General features: G+C 69.5%; 17 protein-coding genes. 7 read left to right on the plus strand and 10 right to left on the minus strand.

Going from position 1 to position 20,404, the window contains the following annotated elements:
* The 8 genes from obgE to EV137_RS10270 form a co-directional block, all read right to left on the minus strand.
* Positions 1-1,584, minus strand: coding sequence for a GTPase ObgE (obgE, locus tag EV137_RS10235; protein ID WP_134128088.1), 1,584 nt, complete (start codon positions 1,582-1,584; stop codon positions 1-3).
* Positions 1,585-1,780: 196 nt separating this feature from the next.
* Positions 1,781-2,041 carry a 50S ribosomal protein L27 gene (gene rpmA / locus EV137_RS10240; protein WP_132405181.1) on the minus strand — a complete coding sequence of 87 codons (261 nt, stop codon included), beginning with the start codon at positions 2,039-2,041 and terminating at the stop codon, positions 1,781-1,783.
* A 12-nt stretch (positions 2,042-2,053) separates the two neighbouring features.
* A complete protein-coding gene (rplU, locus tag EV137_RS10245) occupies positions 2,054-2,371 on the minus strand; it encodes a 50S ribosomal protein L21 (RefSeq protein WP_133780972.1) in 318 nt (105 codons plus the stop codon).
* A 172-nt stretch (positions 2,372-2,543) separates the two neighbouring features.
* Positions 2,544-5,981, minus strand: a complete 3,438-nt coding sequence (locus EV137_RS10250) for an Rne/Rng family ribonuclease (RefSeq protein WP_134128090.1) — start codon at positions 5,979-5,981, stop codon at positions 2,544-2,546.
* A 155-nt stretch (positions 5,982-6,136) separates the two neighbouring features.
* Entirely contained in the window at positions 6,137-6,964 is an 828-nt protein-coding gene (locus EV137_RS10255) for a TIGR03936 family radical SAM-associated protein (RefSeq protein ID WP_134000466.1), read from the minus strand.
* A gap of 23 nt (positions 6,965-6,987) precedes the next feature.
* Positions 6,988-7,857 carry a hypothetical protein gene (locus tag EV137_RS10260; RefSeq protein WP_134128092.1) on the minus strand — a complete coding sequence of 290 codons (870 nt, stop codon included), beginning with the start codon at positions 7,855-7,857 and terminating at the stop codon, positions 6,988-6,990.
* Positions 7,858-7,914: 57 nt separating this feature from the next.
* Positions 7,915-8,415, minus strand: coding sequence for an anthrone oxygenase family protein (locus EV137_RS10265; RefSeq protein ID WP_134128094.1), 501 nt, complete (start codon positions 8,413-8,415; stop codon positions 7,915-7,917).
* Between the two features lie 101 nt (positions 8,416-8,516).
* Entirely contained in the window at positions 8,517-10,757 is a 2,241-nt protein-coding gene (locus EV137_RS10270) for a M64 family metallopeptidase (protein WP_134128096.1), read from the minus strand.
* A 181-nt stretch (positions 10,758-10,938) separates the two neighbouring features.
* Between EV137_RS10270 and EV137_RS10275 the strand changes: the two genes are divergently transcribed.
* The 3 genes from EV137_RS10275 to EV137_RS41015 all read left to right on the plus strand — a co-directional run bounded on the left by EV137_RS10275 (position 10,939) and on the right by EV137_RS41015 (position 13,051).
* A complete protein-coding gene (locus tag EV137_RS10275; RefSeq protein WP_134000474.1) occupies positions 10,939-11,736 on the plus strand; it encodes a lysophospholipid acyltransferase family protein in 798 nt (265 codons plus the stop codon).
* 39 nt (positions 11,737-11,775) lie between these two features.
* A complete protein-coding gene (locus EV137_RS10280; RefSeq protein WP_133782039.1) occupies positions 11,776-12,654 on the plus strand; it encodes a prephenate dehydratase in 879 nt (292 codons plus the stop codon).
* Positions 12,655-12,859: 205 nt separating this feature from the next.
* A complete protein-coding gene (locus EV137_RS41015; protein ID WP_202870871.1) occupies positions 12,860-13,051 on the plus strand; it encodes a hypothetical protein in 192 nt (63 codons plus the stop codon).
* A gap of 73 nt (positions 13,052-13,124) precedes the next feature.
* Here the strand turns inward: EV137_RS41015 and EV137_RS10290 are convergent, their stop codons facing one another.
* Positions 13,125-13,541: an NUDIX domain-containing protein gene (locus EV137_RS10290; RefSeq protein WP_134128098.1), complete on the minus strand. Its 417-nt coding sequence runs from the start codon at positions 13,539-13,541 to the stop codon at positions 13,125-13,127.
* 53 nt (positions 13,542-13,594) lie between these two features.
* Between EV137_RS10290 and EV137_RS10295 the strand changes: the two genes are divergently transcribed.
* Positions 13,595-14,575, plus strand: a complete 981-nt coding sequence (locus tag EV137_RS10295) for a GNAT family N-acetyltransferase (RefSeq protein WP_238175208.1) — start codon at positions 13,595-13,597, stop codon at positions 14,573-14,575.
* On the opposite strand, the gene EV137_RS10300 is transcribed toward EV137_RS10295, so the two are convergent.
* Positions 14,576-14,785 (minus strand): hypothetical protein, encoded by a 210-nt coding sequence (locus EV137_RS10300; RefSeq protein WP_134128100.1) that lies wholly within the window; start codon positions 14,783-14,785, stop codon positions 14,576-14,578.
* A gap of 287 nt (positions 14,786-15,072) precedes the next feature.
* Between EV137_RS10300 and EV137_RS10305 the strand changes: the two genes are divergently transcribed.
* The 3 genes from EV137_RS10305 (at position 15,073) to EV137_RS10315 (ending at position 20,397) form a co-directional block, all read left to right on the plus strand.
* The gene (locus EV137_RS10305; RefSeq protein ID WP_238175209.1) at positions 15,073-17,382 is read left to right on the plus strand and encodes a DUF8189 domain-containing protein; all 2,310 of its coding nucleotides are present in this window, start codon (positions 15,073-15,075) and stop codon (positions 17,380-17,382) included.
* A gap of 322 nt (positions 17,383-17,704) precedes the next feature.
* Complete coding sequence (locus EV137_RS41020; RefSeq protein ID WP_202870872.1) at positions 17,705-19,015, plus strand: M28 family metallopeptidase; 1,311 nt, start codon at positions 17,705-17,707, stop codon at positions 19,013-19,015.
* A 62-nt stretch (positions 19,016-19,077) separates the two neighbouring features.
* Entirely contained in the window at positions 19,078-20,397 is a 1,320-nt protein-coding gene (locus tag EV137_RS10315; RefSeq protein ID WP_134128102.1) for an HAD-IA family hydrolase, read from the plus strand.
* Positions 20,398-20,404 lie beyond the last annotated feature (7 nt).

Below are 20,404 nucleotides of genomic sequence, written 5' to 3' on the forward strand. Positions count from 1 at the left end.
TCAACCGTTCTGGTCGAGTTCCTCCTGCGCCGCCAGCTCGCGCGCCTCTTTGCGCGCCAGCTTCGCCGCAGCGTCTGCTGCTCGTTTCGCCTCGGCCGGGGACAGGTCGACCTCGTCGGCGTCCCAGTTCTGGCCGTACTCCGACCAGTCCTCGGTCCGCTCGCCCTCCCGGAAGGCGTGGTACTCGGTGTCCTTCGCCCGCCGCCGCTGCGCCGCGGGACGATCCTCCTCTAGCCGGTGGTCCTCACCGCGCCGGGCGAGGATCTCCGCACCGGCCTGGACGTCGGGCGCGAAGTCGAACACGATCGCGTTCGGTCCGTCCCCGATCACGACCGCGTCGCCCGGGTTCGCACCGAGCTTGAGCAGCTCCTCCTCGACCCCGAGCCGGTTCAACCGGTCGGCGAGGTACCCGGTCGCCTCCGCGTTCGCGAAGTCTGTCTGCCGCACCCAGCGCTCGGGCTTCTGGCCCTGCACCAGCCAGCCGCTGTCGTCCGGCAGCTTCTTCACCTTGAACTCGGGCCCGCCCTGCACCTGCGGCCGGATCACGATCCGCGTGGTGTCGGGTTTCGCCCGCTCCGCACGCCGCCGGACGACGATCTCGGCCATCGCGAACTTCAAGGCCTCCAGGCCTTCGTGCGAAGCGGTCGAGATCGGGAACACCCGGTACCCGCGCTCCACCAGCTCGGCCTGCACCATCTCGGCGATCTCGCGGGCGTCCGGTACGTCGATCTTGTTCAGGGCAACGAGTCGCGGCCGGTCCTCGAGCCCGCCGTGCGCCGCGAGCTCCCCCTCGATCGTGTCGAGGTCGCTCAACGGATCCCGGCCCGGCTCGTACGTCGCGCAGTCGATGACATGCACCAGTGCCGCACACCGCTCCACGTGCCGCAGGAAATCGTGCCCGAGCCCGCGCCCCTCGCTCGCACCCTCGATCAGACCGGGTACGTCGGCGACGGTGAACGTGGTGTCACCGGCAACGACCACGCCGAGGTTCGGGATCAGGGTGGTGAACGGGTAGTCCGCGATCTTCGGCCGGGCGCGGCTGATCGAGGCGACCAGCGACGACTTGCCGGCGCTCGGGAACCCGACGAGGCCGACGTCGGCGACGACCTTCAGCTCCAGGACGAGCGTCCGCTCCTCGCCCTCCTCACCGAGCAGCGCGAACCCGGGCGCCTTCCGCGAACTGCTCGCCAGCGCTGCGTTGCCCAGACCGCCCTTACCGCCCTGCGCCGCGACGAACTCCGCGCCCGGCCCGACCAGATCCGCGAGGACCTCGCCGCTCGCCGTACTGATGACGGTGCCGTCCGGGACGCCGAGGACCACGTCGCCGCCGTTGGCGCCGGCCTGGTGGTCACCCTTGCCCTGGGCACCGTTCGTGGCGGTGCGGTGGCTGGAGCGGTGGTAGTCGACGAGCGTCGTGACGTCGGGGTCGACGCGCAGGATCACGCTGCCGCCGTCGCCGCCGTTCCCGCCGTCGGGGCCGCCGAGCGGCTTGAACTTCTCCCGGTGCACCGAGGCGCAGCCGTTTCCGCCGCGGCCCGCGGTGACATGCACCGTGACGCGGTCGACGAAGCTGGGGATGGCCATCGGTGGTTCTGCTTTCTGTAGGGGCCGGACCGCCAGGCCATCACAATCACCGCACTCCGCGGCGACTCCCGCTCACGCTCCGGCGGTAGGGCCGGTTGTGATGGTGTGGGCGTCCGTAGTGGTAAAGCAAAAGGGCGGGTCGCGGAATTCCGCGACCCGCCCTTTGCAGAGCTGCTGATACGTCCGGGTGGCGGTGTTACTCCGCCGGGGCCGGGACGATGTTGACGACGCGGCGACCGCGCCGGGTGCCGAACTCCACCTTGCCCTCGGCCAGCGCGAACAGCGTGTCGTCGCCGCCACGGCCGACCAGGTTGCCCGGGTGGAAGTGGGTGCCACGCTGACGGACGATGATCTCGCCGGCGTTGACCAGCTGACCGCCGTACCGCTTCACGCCGAGGCGCTGGGCGTTGGAGTCGCGACCGTTACGGGTCGACGCTGCTCCCTTTTTGTGTGCCATGTCTTGATCAGCTCACTTCTTCTTCGCGTCGATCGCGGTGACCTTGACCTGGGTGTAGTGCTGACGGTGCCCCTGGCGCTTGCGGTAACCGGTCTTGTTCTTGTACTTGAGGATGTGGATCTTCGGGCCCTTGGTGCGGCCCAGGACCTCGGCCGACACGGCCACGTTGGCGAGCGCCGCAGCGTCGGCCGTCACGGTGTCGCCATCCACGACGAGCACCGCCGGCAGCGACACAGTGTCGCCCACCTGGTCGGTCAGGCTGTCGATCTCGATGACATCGCCGACGGCGACCTTCTGCTGGGTGCCGCCACTGCGCACGATCGCGTACACCGTGGATCTCACTCTCTGCTGGATCGGAAAACTTACGGGGGCCTGCACAGACCTGGCGGCCCACACAAACATGGCACGCGGGGAACGCGCGCCGACGCTCAAGTTTACGGGTCCCCTCACAAGCGGGTCAAACTGGCTGCCCCGGCCCGTGAGGGACCCACATCACATCGCGTCAGCTACCGGTGGTGACGAGCTCCGAGGGTTCGGTCGTTTCACTGTCGGTAGCGGTCTTGCTCCGGCTGCGGCTGCTGCGCCGCCGCCGGGTGCTCTTCGGGGCGCCGTTCTGCGCGGCGTCCGCTGCCTCAGCGGTCTCCGAGACGACCGACGCGGTCTCCGGGGCCGGGAAGCCGGTGGCCTCGGGGCTCACGTGCTCGTCGGCGCCGGCGGACACCGGGTAGCCGGTGGGTTCCGGCGTACCGCCCGTCTGCTCGCCCGACTGCTCGCCCGACTGCTCGCCCGGCTGTTCGTCCGCCTTCGCGGAGGCGGCGGCGATCTGGGCCAGCTTCTGGGCGGCGTCGCCGTTGTGCTGCGGCGCCTCGGGCTCGGTGGCCTGCTCGTCGTCGCCCCGGCCCTTGCCGCGGCGGCGACGCGAACTCTTCCGGCCGCCTTCCTCCGCCTGCGCGGGCTTCTGGTCCTGACCATTGCCGTTGTTCTGGCCGTTGTTCTGGCCGTTGTTCTGGCCGTTGTTCTGGCCGTTGCGGCCGTCCCGGCGACGGGACTCCTTGGGCTCGTCGTGCAGGATCAGGCCGCGGCCACCACAGTGGTCGCAGTTCTCGCTGAACGCCTCGAGCAGGCCGGTGCCGATCCGCTTGCGGGTCATCTGGACCAGGCCGAGCGAGGTGACCTCGGCCACCTGGTGCTTGGTCCGGTCGCGGCCCAGGCACTCGACCAGCCGGCGCAGCACCAGGTCCCGGTTCGACTCGAGCACCATGTCGATGAAGTCGATGACGATGATGCCGCCGATGTCGCGGAGCCGGAGCTGCCGGACGATCTCCTCGGCCGCCTCCAGGTTGTTCTTGGTGACGGTCTCCTCGAGGTTGCCGCCGGACCCGGTGAACTTGCCGGTGTTCACGTCGACGACCGTCATCGCCTCGGTGCGGTCGATGACCAGGGAGCCGCCGGACGGCAGCCAGACCTTGCGGTCCAGGGCCTTCTTGATCTGCTCGTCGATCCGGTAGTCCGAGAAGACGTCGCTGTGGGCCTTCTCGACCCGTTCGACCAGGTGCGGCGCGACGCCCTCGACGTACTCCCGGACCTGGTCGTACGCACGGTCGCCGGAGACGACCAGCTTGGCGAAGTCCTCGGTGAACAGATCCCGTACGACGCGGATCAGCAGGTCGGGCTCGCCGTACAGCAACTGCGGGGACTGACCGTTCTTGGACAGCTTGTCGATCTCTTCCCAGGCCGTCTGCAGGCGGCTGACGTCAGACGTCAGCTCTTCCTCCGAGGCGCCCTCGGCGGCGGTCCGGACGATGACGCCGGCCTCGTCGGGGACGATGTCCTTGAGGATCGTCTTCAGCCGGTTCCGCTCGGTGTCGGGGAGCTTGCGGCTGATGCCGCCGTTGCCGCCGCGCGGGACGTACACGACGTACCGGCCGGGCAGGCTGATCTGGTTCGTGAGGCGGGCGCCCTTGTGGCCGATCGGGTCCTTGGTCACCTGGACCAGGACCGACTGACCGGACTTCAGCACCTGCTCGATCTTGCGCGGGCCGTTGGCGCCACCAAGGGTCGCCCAGTCGACCTCACCGGCGTACAGCACCGCGTTGCGGCCCTTGCCGATGTCGATGAACGCCGCCTCCATGCTGGGCAGCACGTTCTGCACGCGGCCGAGGTACACGTTGCCGATCAGCGAGGTCTGCTCCGCGGTCGTCACGTAGTGCTCGACCAGGACGTTGTCCTCGGAGACCGCGATCTGGGTCACGTCCTCGCGGGACCGGATCACCATCGTCCGCTCGACCGACTCACGCCGGGCCAGGAACTCGGCCTCGGTGACGATCGGCGCCCGGCGACGGCCGGCGGCGCGGCCCTCGCGACGACGCTGCTTCTTCGCCTCGAGACGGGTCGAGCCCTCGATCGCGGTGACCTCGTTCGCGCTGTTCTTGCTGCGCGGCTCGCGGACCCGTACGACGGTCTCGTCCGGGTCGTCGGGGGACGCGACGCTGTCCTCGCCCTTGCGGCGGCGACGGCGACGGCGACGACGGGTGGAGCTGCCGCCCGCTTCGCCGTCCTCGTCCGTGTCGGCCTCGGCGTCGGCGTCGGAGTCAGCTGCCTGGGCGTCGGTGTCCTGCTCGGACTCGTCGTCCTGGTCGTCGTCGGACTGCTCGTCGGCGCTGTCGTCCGCGCCGTCCGCGTCACCGGACTTGCGGCGGCGGCGACCGCCACGGCGACGGCGGCGACGGCGGGTGCCTTCCTCGCCGTCCTCACCCTGCCCGTCGGCGGAGCTGTCAGCAGCCTCCGCGTCGGCGTCGGTGGTCTCGTCGGTGTCGTCGCTCTTGGCGGCGGTCTCGGCGTTGGTCCTGGTGCGGGTCCTGCGGCTGGAGCGGCCCTCAGGCTTCGCGTCGGCTTCGCCGTCAGCCTGGTCGGCGCTCACGGTCTGCGGGGCGTCGTCGGTGGTCGCCTCGGGCGCGGTGTCGCGGGCCTCGGCGTCGCGACCGCGACGGCTCCGGCGGCGGCGCGTGCCGGTCGGCTGCTCGTCGGCACCCGGCTCCGGGGCCGCGCCATCCACTGCGGCAGTCTCCGCCTGAGCGGGCTGGCCGGCCTTCGCCTGACCGGTCTTGGGCTGGGTGGTCTTGGCGGTCGCGGCCTCGTCTGACTGCGGTACGTCGGTCGGCGCCTGGAACAGCACCGGCGCAGCAGCCGGCCGGCGGCGGGTACGCCGTGCGCTCGGCTCCTCGGCCTGGGTCTCGACGTTCACAGCAGCCGCGGCGTCGGGAGCCGTCGTTTGAGCGTCGGGAGTCGTGGTCGGGGCCTCGGACGCCGCGGAGTTGGCCGCTGCCGAGTCGGCCGCTGCCGCGGCGGACTTCGTCGTACGGCGCCGAGAGCCGCGCTTGGCAGCCGGCGCCTCAGCAGCCCCAGCACCGGAAGTGCTGGCGTGCTCGTCGGTGCCGGCGGTCGCTGCGGCGTCGGCGGGCGCGGAGCCCGTAGACGCGGAGCCGGCGGTGTCGGCCGCGGCCGGGGCGTCGGTCGTCGGGGTGGCCGCGGTCTTCTTGGAGGTGCGTTTGCGGGTGGCCTTCTTGGCCGGAGCGGTCGGCTCGGCCTCGGCGGTGGTCTCCGCCGGGGTCTCCGCGGGCGGCGCGAACAGCTCCGGGAAGGTGTCCTGGGACGCGGCCTTCTTGGTGGTGCGCTTGGCCGTCTTCTTGGCTGCCGCGGCCTTCTTCGCGGGGGCCGCCGCAGCCTTCTTGGCCGGCGCCTTCTTGGCGGCCGCCTTGGCAGCCGTCTTCTTGGCCGGCTCAGCGGCCTCAGCGGCCGGCTCAGCGGTCTTCTTCGCGGCGCGCTTACGCGTCGTCGTCGTCTTCTTCGCAGCGGCCGTCTTCGCAGTCTTGCGGGTGGCGGCGGACTGGGCGGGGGCAGCCGTGCCGGCTGCTTCGGTGGTCGGCTCGTTGTCGAGCATGTAGTGCGGGTCTCCTCAAGCCCTCCGGCGCATCCGGCGACCCCTGTCACGGGTCCGGCGCGGCCACAAGGCGGTCACGGTTCGCCTCACCGGGCCCTCGGATGGTGCACGGGCCGCGGTACGGCGGAAGCCTGCTGGATCCGCTCCGCCCGCGCTCAGGGCACAGAGGGAGCGGCGGCGTCGCCCTCCGCTGTGTGCGTCTGGCGGGGATCTGCCTGGCCGGTCGCGGTCGCCTGGTTGGCGTCGCGGTCACGAGCGAGCGGATCTTCCACCGTGCCGGTGTCCGTGGTGAGCGGGCCCTGGGCGAGCCTGGTCAAAAGAGCCGGGCCCGTCACCGGGAGCGTCGCTACCTCGAGCACGCCGGCGAGAACGTCGTCGGGTCTCACGGCCGGGGTTCCGTGCCGTAACACCACTTGCAGTATCGCACACGCCGCAACCGGCCCCGGTTCACTCGCGACGGTGAGTCGGAGAACAGCAGCCCGACAGTCGAACGAGCGAACTCCCCGTTTGGTCATGCGCTCGACCAGAATTTCGTCCTGCTCGAGGAACGTCCGCACCGCCGCGGCGGCCGCCTCGGGATCCGCTCCGGGCAGCGCGATCTGCCACTCACTGGCCTCCAGCCGCTCGGCCAGCGCACCCGGCCCGGCGACGACCACCTCGAGGACGTCCAGCCCGGGCGGCAGCGCCTCGTCCAGGGCGGCCCGGACCTGATCGGCGTCCCGCTCGTGTGTGAGCGATATCTCCAGATACTCCGCCTCGGAGGCGGCCCCGGTCGGCGCGGCACCGGCGTACGAGATCTTCGGGTGCGGGCTGAAACCGTGCGAGAACGCCACCGGGAGCTCGGCCCGCCGTACGGCGCGCTCGAACGCCCGCTGGAAGTCGCGGTGTGAGGTGAATCGCAGCCGTCCGCGCTTGGCGAACCTCACCCGCAGCTTCTGGACCGCGGGGAGCTGCTGCGACGGCGGAGCTTGAACTGGTGGCACGCGCACAGTCTCTCAGAACCCACTCACTCCGACGGGGCGTACCGCGCCTCCGCCTCGAAGGCCGGCTCAGCGGCGGCATCGAGCTCGACGTGAACGACGCCACGGAGGTCGTCGAAGACGACGACCTGGCTGCCGTCTACCGGCACCCGGTCGGGCGACGTCCGCATCCGCGCCTGTACCTCGTGCGAGCCGGCCGGCGACTCGTACGCGATCGTGACCTCCAACTCGGGGTTGTTCCCGAGCCAGATCGCGACGCGGCCGAGCTTCACCTGCCCGGCGTACTGGCGCCCGTCCCGTCGCAGTCGTTCGATGGTCGCCTGACGCTGCCGCGCGTGCCGCAGTGCCGACGGCAGCCGAACCGCCACGGTGACGGCCCAGAGGCCGGTCACCACCGCCACGACCGCCGAGATGGCGATGGATTCGGTGCCGATTTCGCCGTGGACGGTACGCCGGAGTACGTCGGACGGATCGGGCGCGACCGCGGTGGCGGCCGAGATGAAGGCCCCGACGGACATCCCGGCCAGGAGCGGGGCAGAGCGGAGCAGGGACGCCGCACGCCGCTGCCCGAGCCGCTGGCGTGCGTTCTCGGTCAGGTCGGACGTGACGGCGAGGACCAGGTAGCCCACGACGACAGCTGCCGCGATGCACCAGCCGGCTGAGATGTGGATGTCGACGGCACAGGTGCTGGCCGGAGCCGACGTCGCGCCACAAAGGGCCGACGTACCCAGCAGGCTCACGGCGCCCCACCCCAGGAAGCACAGCAGAACCGAGACCAGCAAGCGTGTCGTCACGCGTCCAGGCCGCGCGCCAGGGGCGAGCCCGGTGATGCGGGCCATCTTGTCGGTGGTCGAGAAGACCGGCCGATGGTCCCACCAGTCCGTCGAGTCCTCCACCTGCGCCTCCCCAGGTCGCGATTCGACGAACCGTACCTGGAAATACTGCGAATAATCTCAGGGCTGGGCGGCGGATTTTCCGGTCAGGTAGAGGGCCCAGCCGAGGAGGCCGAACGAGACCAGGGCGAGCAGGGTCCGGGCCAGGTTGAAGGCCACCCACTTCGCCTCGTCGAACGCCGCGCGGGCTGCCGCGACGTCGATCGTGGCCGGATCACCGGCCGCTTTCAGGGCGTCGTTCAGCGGTACGTTCACCGCCATCGTCAGGATCATCGAGACCAGGTACAGCACGAACGCGACCGCGATCCACGGCAGCGCCTTCTCCTTGAGGCCGAGCAGCCCCGCGAGCAGCGTGAAGAGCAGTGCGCCGACGAACCCGAGGCCGAGGAACAGCGGGTTCACGATCGCCCGGTCGACGGCCGTGAACGCCCCGACGAAGGTCCTGTCGTCGGTCTTCGCGAGCCCGGGCATGAACGCGTTCGCGTAGATCCCGTACACGCCGGCCACCAGGCCCGTCGTCATCGTGGCCGCCATCAACGAGGCCACCCGCAGTCCGTTCATCTCACTCCTTCGGTACGGCGGGAACTCCCCGCACCGAGAAAGTTAGAAGATCCCGATCGCCGGGAACATGTCGGCGAAACTCACCTGCATGTCCGTCCGGCTCAGAGCCTCGCGCACTGACCGGAACGTGGCCCGGAGACCTGGTTCGGCGCCTGCAGGTTGGTCGGTGCCGGGGTGTTGGCCGAGCAGCTGAGCGGACCGTTGACGGTGTTCCCGGCGAGCGTGACCGGGTCGGTCGTGCGGCTACCCGTGACGGACAGCGGAGCCTGGACGGTGCTGCCGACCGCGACCAGGCTGCGGGTGACGCCGCTCGCGCTGACCGGTCCGCCGATCGTGGAGCGCAGCAGGTGCAGGTCTGCCGCCTGATCGGCACGGACAGGGCCGTTGACGCGCGAGTCGGTGGCGACAAGGGATGCGCCCGCGGCGACCACGACGGCGGCGTTGACGGTGGCGTTGGTCAGGCACGTCACGCCCTTACTGAGGTACAGCGGGCGGTCGTGCGTCCCGGTGAGTGTCGTCGTACAGGCAGGGGCCGGGCGCAGGAGCGTGACGGCGAACCGGCGCGGGTCACCGATGTTGCCGGGGGCATCGATGGCGCGGTACTCGACCTGATGACGCCCGTAGCCAGGTGGTACGTCGTCCCACGGAACGATCCGCGGTACGCCGAGTTTTCCGTACACGAGCTGGTCGATTGCGGTCCCCTCGGCGGTGAACCGGAACGGCGCGGACGCGTCGGTCGGCCAGCCGTAGTAGTTGTACCAACCGTCCCCGTCGACGCGGAACTCCGGTACGACGTACCCCGCGCTGTTGTCCGTCGCGGCCAGACCCATCGTGAACGCGTCGTTGTAGATGTACTCCGGCCCGCTCGGTTTCTGCACGGTGAGCAGCGGTTTCGACATCGTGGGCGTCACGACCGGCTGTACGCCGTCGACGTCCCAGCTGAGTGTTTCGGAGCCGGTCTGCGCGGTCAGGGTGTGCCGCCCGGTCAGCTTCAGCGGGGCGAGATCGAAGTCGCGATCGTTGCCTGGGTTGTCGACAATCCGACCGTCGACTTTCCACACGATCGCGCCGGCGGACTGCTTGGTCTCGGCGTACACGACCTCGTCGGCGCCGACCGGATGCTCGGTCGACGTGGACCCGATGAACGTCGGCTCAAACGTTTGTGCAGCCGCTCGAAGGGACGGGTCGACGGTCCACGAACGGGTGGCCGTCGGCCGTACGGCGGGATCGCGGATGAATTCGGTCGGGTCGACGATCGTCGCGGAAAGCGTGTGCGGCCCGGACGCGAGATCGAGCGTCGACAGGTCGACGGAACGGGCGTTCGCGGTCGGCAGCGCCGTACCGTCGACGGCCCAGGTGACGTCGAGCTCGTGGTCGACCGGGTGCAGGGTCTGCAGCCAAACGACCTGGTCGGGCGCGACCGGTCCGGCCGGGGTGCTGTCCTGGAAGAGGTTCGCCTTGGCGGAGAGGCGCTGGGTCATCCGTTCCCGCGACGGCTGGTCGAAGTAGTAGCCGAGGGCCTTCATCATCGAGTGCGCACTGGGCCGCCAGACGCCCGAACCGGCGTACATGCCGCCCTCGTACCGGCCGATCGTCCCGCCGGACTCGGACTTCTCCCCCAGCCAGCGCCACCACTTCTTGTGCTGATCCAGCATTTGCTTCTCGGTGAGCAGCGTGTGGTGGATCGAGGACGGCTCAGGACCGACGTACGGCGCACCGCGCTCGCCGCGGGCGTAATAGTCGTATTCGTCCTGCAGCCCGCCGAGCGAGTGACCGAGCTCGTGCGGCGTGATCAGGGCGGACAGCGCGTTGCCCCCGGACGCCGTGGCGTACGTCCCGCCCGCACCGCCGTACGTGTCACTGTTGCCGATAGCAAGGATCTGCCGGTTGGCGCTCGTGGTCCCCGGGACGAGGTCGGCGTACTGCGTCGCGGCGGCCTGGCTGACCGTCAGCAGGCGCTGGACGCTGGACGGGTTGCAGCCGCCCCAGAAGCCCATCTGCAGCGGGGTGTCGCGCTTCGGGTCGGTCAGACCGGGATCGCAGTCGACGCCGGACTCCGGGGACGCGATCTCGACGGCGTACACGTTGACGTAGTTCCGGTACGACTTGAACGGCTCGATGCTCCAGAGGATGTTCAGGTGCTTGTCCAGCTGCTCGCGGAACTTCGGCAGTTCGGCCGCCGTGTAGCCGTCGCCCATCACCACCAGGTTGAACCGCGACGCCGCCGGACCGGTCACCTGGATCGGTACGACGGTCGCGTCCGGGGCGGCCGCTCTCGCGGGCAGGGTCACCAGGACTCCAGCTAGCAGTGCTAGAACTGCGGTGACGAGCTTCGTGCGCATGGATCTCTCCCCCACCTGGGCGACGGTGCCGTCAGCAGCTTACGAAGGCCTGCCGCCGAGTGTGAGGACTTCCCGCGTGGCGACGTACGAGCCAAGCGGGCAATCGTGCGGCATCATGAGGGGTCGGGGAACGCGTGAGGCTGCGTGACCTCTTGCGTGACCTCTACGGAAGGGACCACCGATGACGGAACCGGCACAGTCGCCGCGGCGGGAGCCGGACCCTGCGGTCGTGGATGCCGGCGACGGCGACGGCAAGGGCATCTACTGGGTGCTGAAGAACGTGCTCGTCGGACCGCCGGTGAAGCGGATCTTCCGGCCGAACGTGGTCGGCGCCGAGAACATCCCGGAGACCGGCGCCGCGATCATCGCCAGCAACCACCTCTCGTACTCCGACTGGATCTTCATGCCGCTGGTGCTGCGGCGGCGCGTCACGTTCGTGGCGAAGTCCGACTACTTCACCGGGGCCGGGATCAAGGGCCGGTTCCAGCGCGGGTTCTTCAAGGGCACCGGTCAGGTGCCGATCGACCGGTCCGGCGGGTCGGCGTCCGAGGGCGCGATGCGGGCCGGGATGAAGGTGCTCGAGCGCGGCGAGCTGTTCGGGATCTACCCGGAGGGCACGCGCTCGCACGACGGGCGGCTGTACAAGGGCCGGACCGGCGTCGCGCGGCTGGCGCTCGAGGCCAAGGTGCCGGTGATCCCGTGCGGCGTGATCGGGACCGACGTGGTCGCCCCGCCCGGGAAGATCGTCGCGTCGTTCGCCTCGCCGACCGTGAAGTTCGGTGAGCCGCTGGACTTCTCCCGGTACGAGGGGATGGAGAGCGACCGGCTGATCCTGCGGGCGGTCACCGACGAGATCATGTACAAGATCATGGAGCTGTCCGGGCAGGAGTACATCGACATGTACGCCACCAAGGCCAAGGCGCTCGAGGGCCGCGCGGTCACCGGGGCACCGGAGAAGGTCCGCAAGACGGACACCTGATCCGGTTCGTGAGATCGGGTGGGTCTACTCTGGGAGATCGTGGACGGACCGATCGCTTACCAGGGTGAGCCAGGCGCCAACTCGGCGATGGCGTGCACCGACATGTTCCCGGACCGCGAGCAGTTGCCCTGCACGACGTTCGAGGACGCGCTCGAGGCGGTCAGCAGCGGACGTGCCGGACTCGCGATGATCCCGGTGGACAACTCGATCGCCGGCCGGGTCGCGGACATCCACCACCTGCTGCCGGAGTCCGGGCTGCACATCGTCGGCGAGTACTTCCTGCCGATCCACTTCCAGCTGCTGGGTGTTCCCGGTACGTCGCTCGACCAGATCCGCACGGTCCGCAGCCATGTGCACGCCCTCGGGCAGTGCCGGAAGATCATCCGTGAGCACGGGTGGTCGACGGTCGTTGCCGACGACACCGCGGGTGCGGCGCGGGAGGTGTCGGAGCTGGGTGATCCGACCGTCGCGTCGCTGTCTCCGCGGGCCGCGGCCGGGCTGTACGGGCTCGAGACTCTGGCGTCCGACGTCGAGGACGAGCACCACAACACGACGCGCTTCCTGGTCCTGTCCCGCGAACCCGAGGTCCCGCCGGTAGGGTCCGGGCCGACCATCACGTCGTTCGTGTACCGGGTAAGGAACGTGTCCGCCGCGCTGTACAAGGCCCTCGGCGGCTTCGCGACGAACGGCGTCAACATGACCAAGCTGGAGTCGTACCAGCTGGGCGGCATGTTCTTCGCCACCCAGTTCTACGCCGACATCGAAGGCCACCCCGAGGACCCGAACGTAGCGCTGGCGCTCGAGGAACTCGCCTTCTTCTCGGTAGAGGTCCGCATCCTCGGCGTCTACCCCGCCAACGAGTTCCGCACCCAAATAGCCGAACCCGCCGCCAACCGAGCCCTCCGCCCCCACCACTGAATGGCTTCAGTGCACGACGTGCGCGTGGTGCTGGTCGGTGGACCTCGAATGTCGGGAAGTCGACGGTTGCCCAGGTTCTGGCAGCGCGACTCGGGTTCGACTACCTGTCCACAGACAAGCTCGGCTCTGCTCGACCACTACGAGCGAATGTGGCCGCAGATCGAGGAGCTGCAGGTACGACGATCTGCCTGCGGAGGGTCGCTACTTGGTCGACAAGTTCCTCGCCCGGTCGATCGGCTACCAGACGAGAATGCTCGCCCTCGTCGAACAACTCGCCCTGAACCGCCTCGACGTCACCGAAGCCCGCTCTCCCGAACAACTCGCCGACGAACTCCTCGGCTCGGTCCAACCGCTCCCTCACCCACCCGCCAACCGAGCCGTCCGCCCTCACCACTGACCCAGCACACCCCACGGTCACTGGGGACAGGCAATTGCCTGTCTCCAGTCCCCAGCACCTATTCCCAGTTGGATCAGAGGGCCAAGACGGCCTGTACGACGGGGCTCAGGTGGGTCTTGTCGTCGGTGCTGGTGTCGAACCACCGCCACCCGGCCGTGTCCGGGGAGACGAGCGTGGACGGTGCGGCCGGTGGGCGGGGTAGGTCGAGGAAGACGCCGCGGTGGTGGAAGTTGATGGGCGCGCCGGTGGAGGTCGTTCGGACGTGAAGGGCGAAGGGCTTGAAGTGGCCGACCGTCGCCAGGTGCAGGCCGAGCTCTTCCTGGAGTTCGCGTTCGAGGGTGTCCGACCAGGACTCCCCCGGTTCGGGACTCCCTCCAGGTAGGTCGAGGAGGCCGGTGTACGGGCCCCGGGTCTTGTGGACCAGGAGGATGCGGTCCGCGTCGCGGATGCGGGCGTAGACGCCGAAGTGGTGCTGCGGTGCCGGGCCCATCGGGGGATGGTAATTCGCGGGCAGCGGCGGATGGGGCGGCTTAGGGTCGCGGGGTGGAGATTGTGCGGGTGGACGGGCGGGATGCGGACGCGTTTCGGCGGTTCTACGAGGTGAAGTTCGACGTACGGCGGGAAGAGTTGGAGTTTCCGGCGGGCATGGGGCTCGAAGAGGCTCGGGTGTTCATGGCGCGGGAGCATGCTGAAGTGCGGGCGGACGGGCTCGGGCTGGTGGACGGAGACACGTGGCTCGGGGTCGCGTGGCTCGACTGGTGGTTGGTGGGGAACACCGACACCGTGGACGTGGAGCTCGCGGTCGCTCCGGCGTACCGGCGGCGTGGGGTTGCGACGAAGCTGCTCGACGCGGCGATCGAGCGCGCAAGGGCCGACGGCCGGCGGATCGTTTCGGGGACGAACGTCGCTGGTGATCCGGTGACCGGCGAAAGCCCGGGTACGGCGTTCGCGGCGGCGCGGGGGTTCGTGAAGAAGCATGCCGAGCTGCATCAGGTCGCCGAGCTGCCGATGACCGACGTGGTGGAGCAGCCGGTCGACGGGTACGAGATCGTCCAGTGGCGGGAGCACGCGCCGGACGAGTGGCTCGAGCAGTTCGTGGAGTTGCTGAGTGGGATGAGCGAGGACGTACCGACCGGCGATCGCACCTCCGAGGCGGTTCGCTGGACGCCCGACCTCGTCCGGGACGCCGAGGAGCGCCGCGTCGCCCAGGGCCGGTTCACCTACACCACAGCCGCCGTACACACCGCCTCCGGCGAGCTGGCGGCGTACACGCAGATGGGCGGTACGCCGGAAACCCCCGACCGACTCAACCAGTACGACACCTACGTACGTCGTGCGCACCGCGGCAACCGTCTCGGGATCGCGGTGAAGGGCCCCAATCTCCGCGCCCTCCAAGCCGACGTCGCGCTCCCCGCCGTACTCCACACCTGGAACGCCCCCGAGAACGCGCCCATGATCGCCGTCAACACCAAGCTCGGCTTCCGCCCGGTCGCCCAACGCACGATGTGGGAGCGAACGCTCTAGCTACAGCTTGCGCATCGCGCGGTAGGCGCAGTCGGCCAGGTGATCCAGCACCTGCGCCCGTCCGTCATGCGGGTGCTCGGCGGTACAGACCACGACCTTCGTGCCGACCGCGTGGATCCGGCCGTGGTGCTCGATCGCGTCCCGGACTACCCAGGACAGCAGAACCACTGTCAGCACCAGGCAGGCCGCCGGCTTCCGAGACCCGATCACGACCACAGGGTCGCATCCGGCGCAGCGGCCGTCGTCACCGGACCCTCCAAGCGCTTGAAATTCGTCAACCAACACAGCGAATCACGTGAATCTTTACTGCCGGTCCGCGAAGGGTTGTGCACGGGCGGTGATGAGCGGATCGTGAAACCAGAGCAGCGACTTGGGGGCCGACTGTTCGGTGGGGGAAGGCGGCAGGACCGTCTTCGGTCGAGGGGTGCGCTGGGGGTGGTCTCTCCTCGGTTCGGCGTGCGCCGGCCTGCTCGTGCGCCCCCGCAGAAGGGGGAGAGATGCCGAGGAAGGCCAACGGGCGGGCGGACAAGCACCGGGACGACCGGATGCCGGGCGAGGCCCCGGCGAGCGAGTCGAACGGGCATGCCACCAGCGAACAACCCACGGCGAACGGGATGCCGGCTTCCGGCAGTACGACGAACATGAGCGGCGGATCGCCGGCCGCAGACATGGGTGGAGGCGGATCGCCGGCCGCGGACATGGGCGGCGGCGGCTCGCCGGCCGGCGCCGGAATGAGCGGCGGCGGAGCACCCGGCGGGGCAGGCATGACAGGTGGCGGATCGCCTGGCGGTGCCGGGATGTCGGGCGGCGGCCAGGCCGGTGGTGCCGGTATGAGCGGCGCGACCGACAGCGGACGCACGGACTTCCCGACCCGTCGCCAGTGCGGCGTGATGGACGTGCACCGGCGACTGCTGTCGACCTCACCGGCGTACGCCGCAGCGCGATCGGCACTCGAGACCGCGACGATGCGCTACGTCGCAGCGCAGCAACGGTTCACCGGGATCGCCCGCATCCCCTGTGTCGTCCACGTCGTCTGGAACACCAACGCGCAGAACATCTCGCAGGCCCAGATCGACAGCCAGATCGACGTACTGAACCGCGACTACCGTGCCACCAACCCGGACACGAGCATCGTTCCGGGCGTGTTCAGCGGCCTGATCGCGGACACCCGGATCGAGTTCTACCTGGCCACCGAGGACCCGAACGGGAACCCGACGACCGGCGTCACCCGGACCCAGACGAGTACGGCGAGCTTCGGCACCGACGACAAGGTGAAGTCGTCCGCCACCGGCGGCATCGACCCGTGGGACACCGCCCACTACCTGAACATCTGGGTGTGCCAGCTCGGCGGCGGCCTGCTCGGGTACGCACAGTTCCCCGGCGGCCCGGCGAACACCGACGGCGTGGTCATCCTGCACAGCGGCTTCGGCACGAACGGTACGGCGACAGCGCCGTTCGACCTCGGCCGGACCGCGACCCACGAGGTCGGGCACTACCTGAACCTGCTGCACATCTGGGGCGACGACGGCAGCGGCTGCAGCGGCAGCGACGAGTGCGCCGACACCCCGAACGCGGCCGGCCCGAACTTCGGCGTACCGACGTTCCCGCACGTGACCTGCAGCAACGGGCCGAACGGCGACCTGTTCTACGACTACATGGACTACACCGACGATCGCGGCATGGTCATGTTCACCACCGACCAGGTGACGCGGATGCACGCGTGTCTGGACACCGTGCGCAAGGACCTTCCGGACTTCGGCGGCGCCGGTACGCCGGAACCCGCCGGATCGGTCGTCGCGTGGGGCGCGAACCGGCTCGACGCGTTCGTGCTCGGCACCGACCTGGCGATGTATCACAAGTGGTGGGACGGATCGGCCTGGGGACCGTCCGTCGCAGGTTACGAGTACCAGGGTGGAATCTGTATGAGCGCTCCTGAAGTCGCGTCCTGGGCGCCGAACCGGCTGGACGCGTTCGTCCTCGGCACCGATCACGCGCTGTACCACAAGTGGTGGGACGGCACGGCCTGGAACGGCTACGAGAACCTTGGCGGGATCTGCATGAGCCCGCCGCGGCTGGCGACCTGGGGTCCGGACCGGCTCGACGCGTTCGTCCTCGGCACCGACCGGGCGCTGTACCACAAGTGGTGGGACGGCACGGCCTGGAACGGCTACGAATACCTCGGCGGGATCTGCATGAGCCCACCGGAGGTTGTTGCCTGGGGCCCCGATCGGCTCGACGCGTTCGTGCTCGGCACGGACAACGCGGTCTACCACAAGTGGTGGGACGGCTCGGCCTGGAACGGGTACGAGTACCTCGGCGGCGTCTGCGCTTCACCGCCGCGCGTCGTCGCCTGGGGCTCCGACCGGCTGGACATGTTCGTCATCGGCACCGACTCGGCGTTGTATCACAAGTGGTACGACGGCTCGGCGTGGTCGGACTGGGAGTACATGGGCGGTGTGTGTACGACGGCGCCGACCGTGGTCTCGTGGGGTCCGGACCGGCTGGACGTGTTCGTGCTCGGAACGGACTCGGCGCTCTACCACAAGTGGTGGGACGGCTCCGCGTGGGGACCGTCGCTCACCGGGTACGAGTACCTGGGCGGGATCTGCACCGACGAGCCGCGCGTGGTCTCGTGGGACACGAACCGGCTGGACGTGTTCGTCACCGGAACCGACAAGCAGCTCTACCACAAGTGGTGGGACGGATCGGCCTGGAACGGCTACGAGCCGCTCGGCGGCGTCATCAGTGACTTCAAGGTGACGGTGCCCGACTCGCCGGCCACGATCCACCAGGGGGTGGGGCTCTGACCACCTCACCGATCGGGCACTGGACACATTCCGTCGAGGAAGACCACGACGGGATCAGCGTCTACCGCCGCGACGACTACGCCTTCCCGCCGGCCCGCGGCCGGCGGGGGGTGGAGTTCCGCGCGGACGGAACGTTCGTTCCCCTGATGATCGGCCGCGGCGATGCCCCGCAGGCAGGTCCGGTGGGTCGTTGGACCCCAGACGGCCGCCTCGCCCCCGCCCCGGCCGATGCCAACCCCTTCCAGGGAACGTCCTTGGAAGCCGGACCCGGGCGCATCGTCTCGGCGACACCCGACCGCCTCGAGATCGCTTGGGGACAACCATGACCACACGACCCGTGCGCTATCTGGTCGTACCGACTGCGGATGCGGCCGACGGCGCGCAGTCGGCACGGTTCGGGGAGCAGACCCTCCTCTGGGTCCCGGCTGACCAACGCCTCGGCCGGGCCTCCCGAACCGCTCCCGGACTGCTGCTCGTCACCCAGGTGGGCCGCAGCTTCCAGGACGAGTACCCCGACGTTTCCCCCCTGCTCGATCACGGCCGGCACCTGGTGATCTCGGCCGCCGACAAGCCCCGTCGACGGTCCAACCACTGCTGGCGAATCGAGCCCCTGCGAGCCGGTACGACGGTCATCGACACCCCTCCCGTCGTACCGGCGCGCGCTGACCCGGCCGTCGCGCAACTCGTCGCCGACGTGTCCACGACGTCGTACCGGAGCGACCTGACCTGGCTGGCGAGCCTGCCGACCAGGCATTCGCTGAGTGCGACGTTCACGCAGGCGATGGACTTCGCCGCCGACCGAATGGTTGCCCTCGGCTACCAAACGGTCCGGACGCCGGTCACTGTGGGCGCCGGCCGCTCCGCGAATCTGATCGGCGACCGGGCCGGTATCGGATCCGGCCGTGGACTGGTGATCGTCACCGCCCACCTGGACTCGATCAACCTGGCGGGCGGCCCGGCCGCAGCGGCACCGGGAGCCGACGACAACGGCAGCGGATCGGCCGGGGTGCTGGAGCTCGGTCGATTGTTGGCAATCCGATTGTGGAAACACGACATTCGCCTGATCCTGTTCGGCGGCGAGGAGGAGGGCCTGTTCGGCAGCAAGCAGTACGTCGCCACGCTGCCGCCGGCCGAGCGATCCCGCGTCCGCGCCGTACTCAACATGGACATGATCGCGACCAAGAACTCCGCTACACCGACCGTTCTCCTCGAGGGCGCACAGGTATCGGCCGCTCAGATCAGTGCGCTGGCGACCGCCGCCGCGACGTACACAAGTTTGAAGGTGCAGACCTCGCTCAACCCGTTCGCGAGCGATCACGTTCCATTCATCGACGCGGGGATGCCCGCGGTGCTGACGATCGAGGGTGCGGACAGCGCGAACGGTCACATCCACTCCGCCAACGACACACTGAACTTCATCGACTGGTCGTTCGCCACAGAGATCCTGCGGATGAACATCGCCGCCCTCGCCGGCTGGCTGGAGCCCGCGACCGTGCGCCCACGCCCCACCGGCTCCGTGGTCTCCTGGGGCCCGGGCCGGATCGACGTCTTCGCGGTCAGCACGGATTCCGCCTTGCTCCACAAGGCTTTCGACGGTTCTTGGCACGATTTCGAGGCGCTGGGCACGGTATGAGGGTGTCTGAGGACCCCGCGCAGTAGGCGCAGGGTCCTCAGACACCCTCTAAGCTGTCAGGTATGTGGAGCCCGAATGCGCGTGACGTTGGCGGACTTCCGACGCGGTACGGCGTCCAGACCCGGCCGCGGGCCGTCGTCCGCAGCGATTCCCTCGACGCCGCGGACCTGGCCGCTTTCGAGGCGCTCGACGCGGGACTCGTTCTCGATCTGCGGTCCGACTGGGAGATCAAGCAACCACATCCGCTCGAGGGCACACCGGCGTACCAGCGGATCCCGTGGATCGACCCGGAGGCCGAGCGGCTGCGTGATGCGGATGCGGAGCCGCGGCTGGTCGATGTCTACCGCAACAGTCTTACGCGCAACGCGGCCCACATCGGCCGGATCTTCGCCGCGATCGCGGACGCGCCGGCGGATCGGCCGGTCGTGGTGCACTGCAAGGCGGGCAAGGACCGGACCGGCCTGACGATCGCGGTGCTGCTCGACCTGGCCGGCGTACCGCGGGAACAGATCGCGGCCGACTACGCGATCAGCGAGGTGCACCTCGGGATCCAGGACGGACCGGAGTTCACCCGGACCCTTCCGGAGACGATCCTCGGGTCACTCGAGCACCTCGACGAGCTCGGCGGCGTGCGTGCGTACCTGTCCTGGCTGGGGTTGAGCGCGGCCCAGATCCACCGGCTCGCCACGCGGCTCGTGCCGGTCGAGGTGCAGGCGATCGTGTTCGACTTCGACGGCCTGCTGATGGACACCGAGACCACGATGGTCGAGAGCTGGCGGGCCGAGTGGGCGCACCACGGTCTCGAACTCGAGCTGGACAGCTTCTGGCCCGGCCACGGCGGTGACATCACCGAGGACCGGTACGCGATCCTCGCGGCGGCCGTCGGCACCGACTTCGACCGGACGGCGAGTCACGCTCGCCGCCTCGCGCACCGGGAGCGGCTGCACGCCGAGCTCGACTTCCGGCCGGGGATCCGGGCCTGGATCGCGACGGCGCGGGAGCTGGGCCTTCGGGTGGCGATCGCCAGCAGCTCGCCACGCAAGTGGGTGGTCGGCCACCTGGAGCGGGTCGGTGCGGTCGATCTTTTCGACCACATCGTCACCGGCGACGAGGTCGAGACGCACAAACCCGATCCGGCGATCTACGAGCTGGCGCTGCAGCGTCTCGGCGTACCGGGCTCATCGGCGATCGCTGTCGAGGACACGGCGCACGGGGTGGCTGCGGCGCAGGCGGCCGACATGTACGCCGTCGCCGTACCCAATCCGTTCGTCACGGCCGACGCGGTGGCCGAGGCCGACCTGGTTCTGGGCAGCGCTGACGAGCTCTTGCTCACCGACTTGCTTCTTTCCGCCGCGCCGAAAGTCTCGACGTCTCGTAACTGAGTGACCT

Source organism: Kribbella pratensis, assembly GCF_004366075.1.
In the GTDB taxonomy this organism is placed as follows: domain Bacteria; phylum Actinomycetota; class Actinomycetes; order Propionibacteriales; family Kribbellaceae; genus Kribbella; species Kribbella pratensis.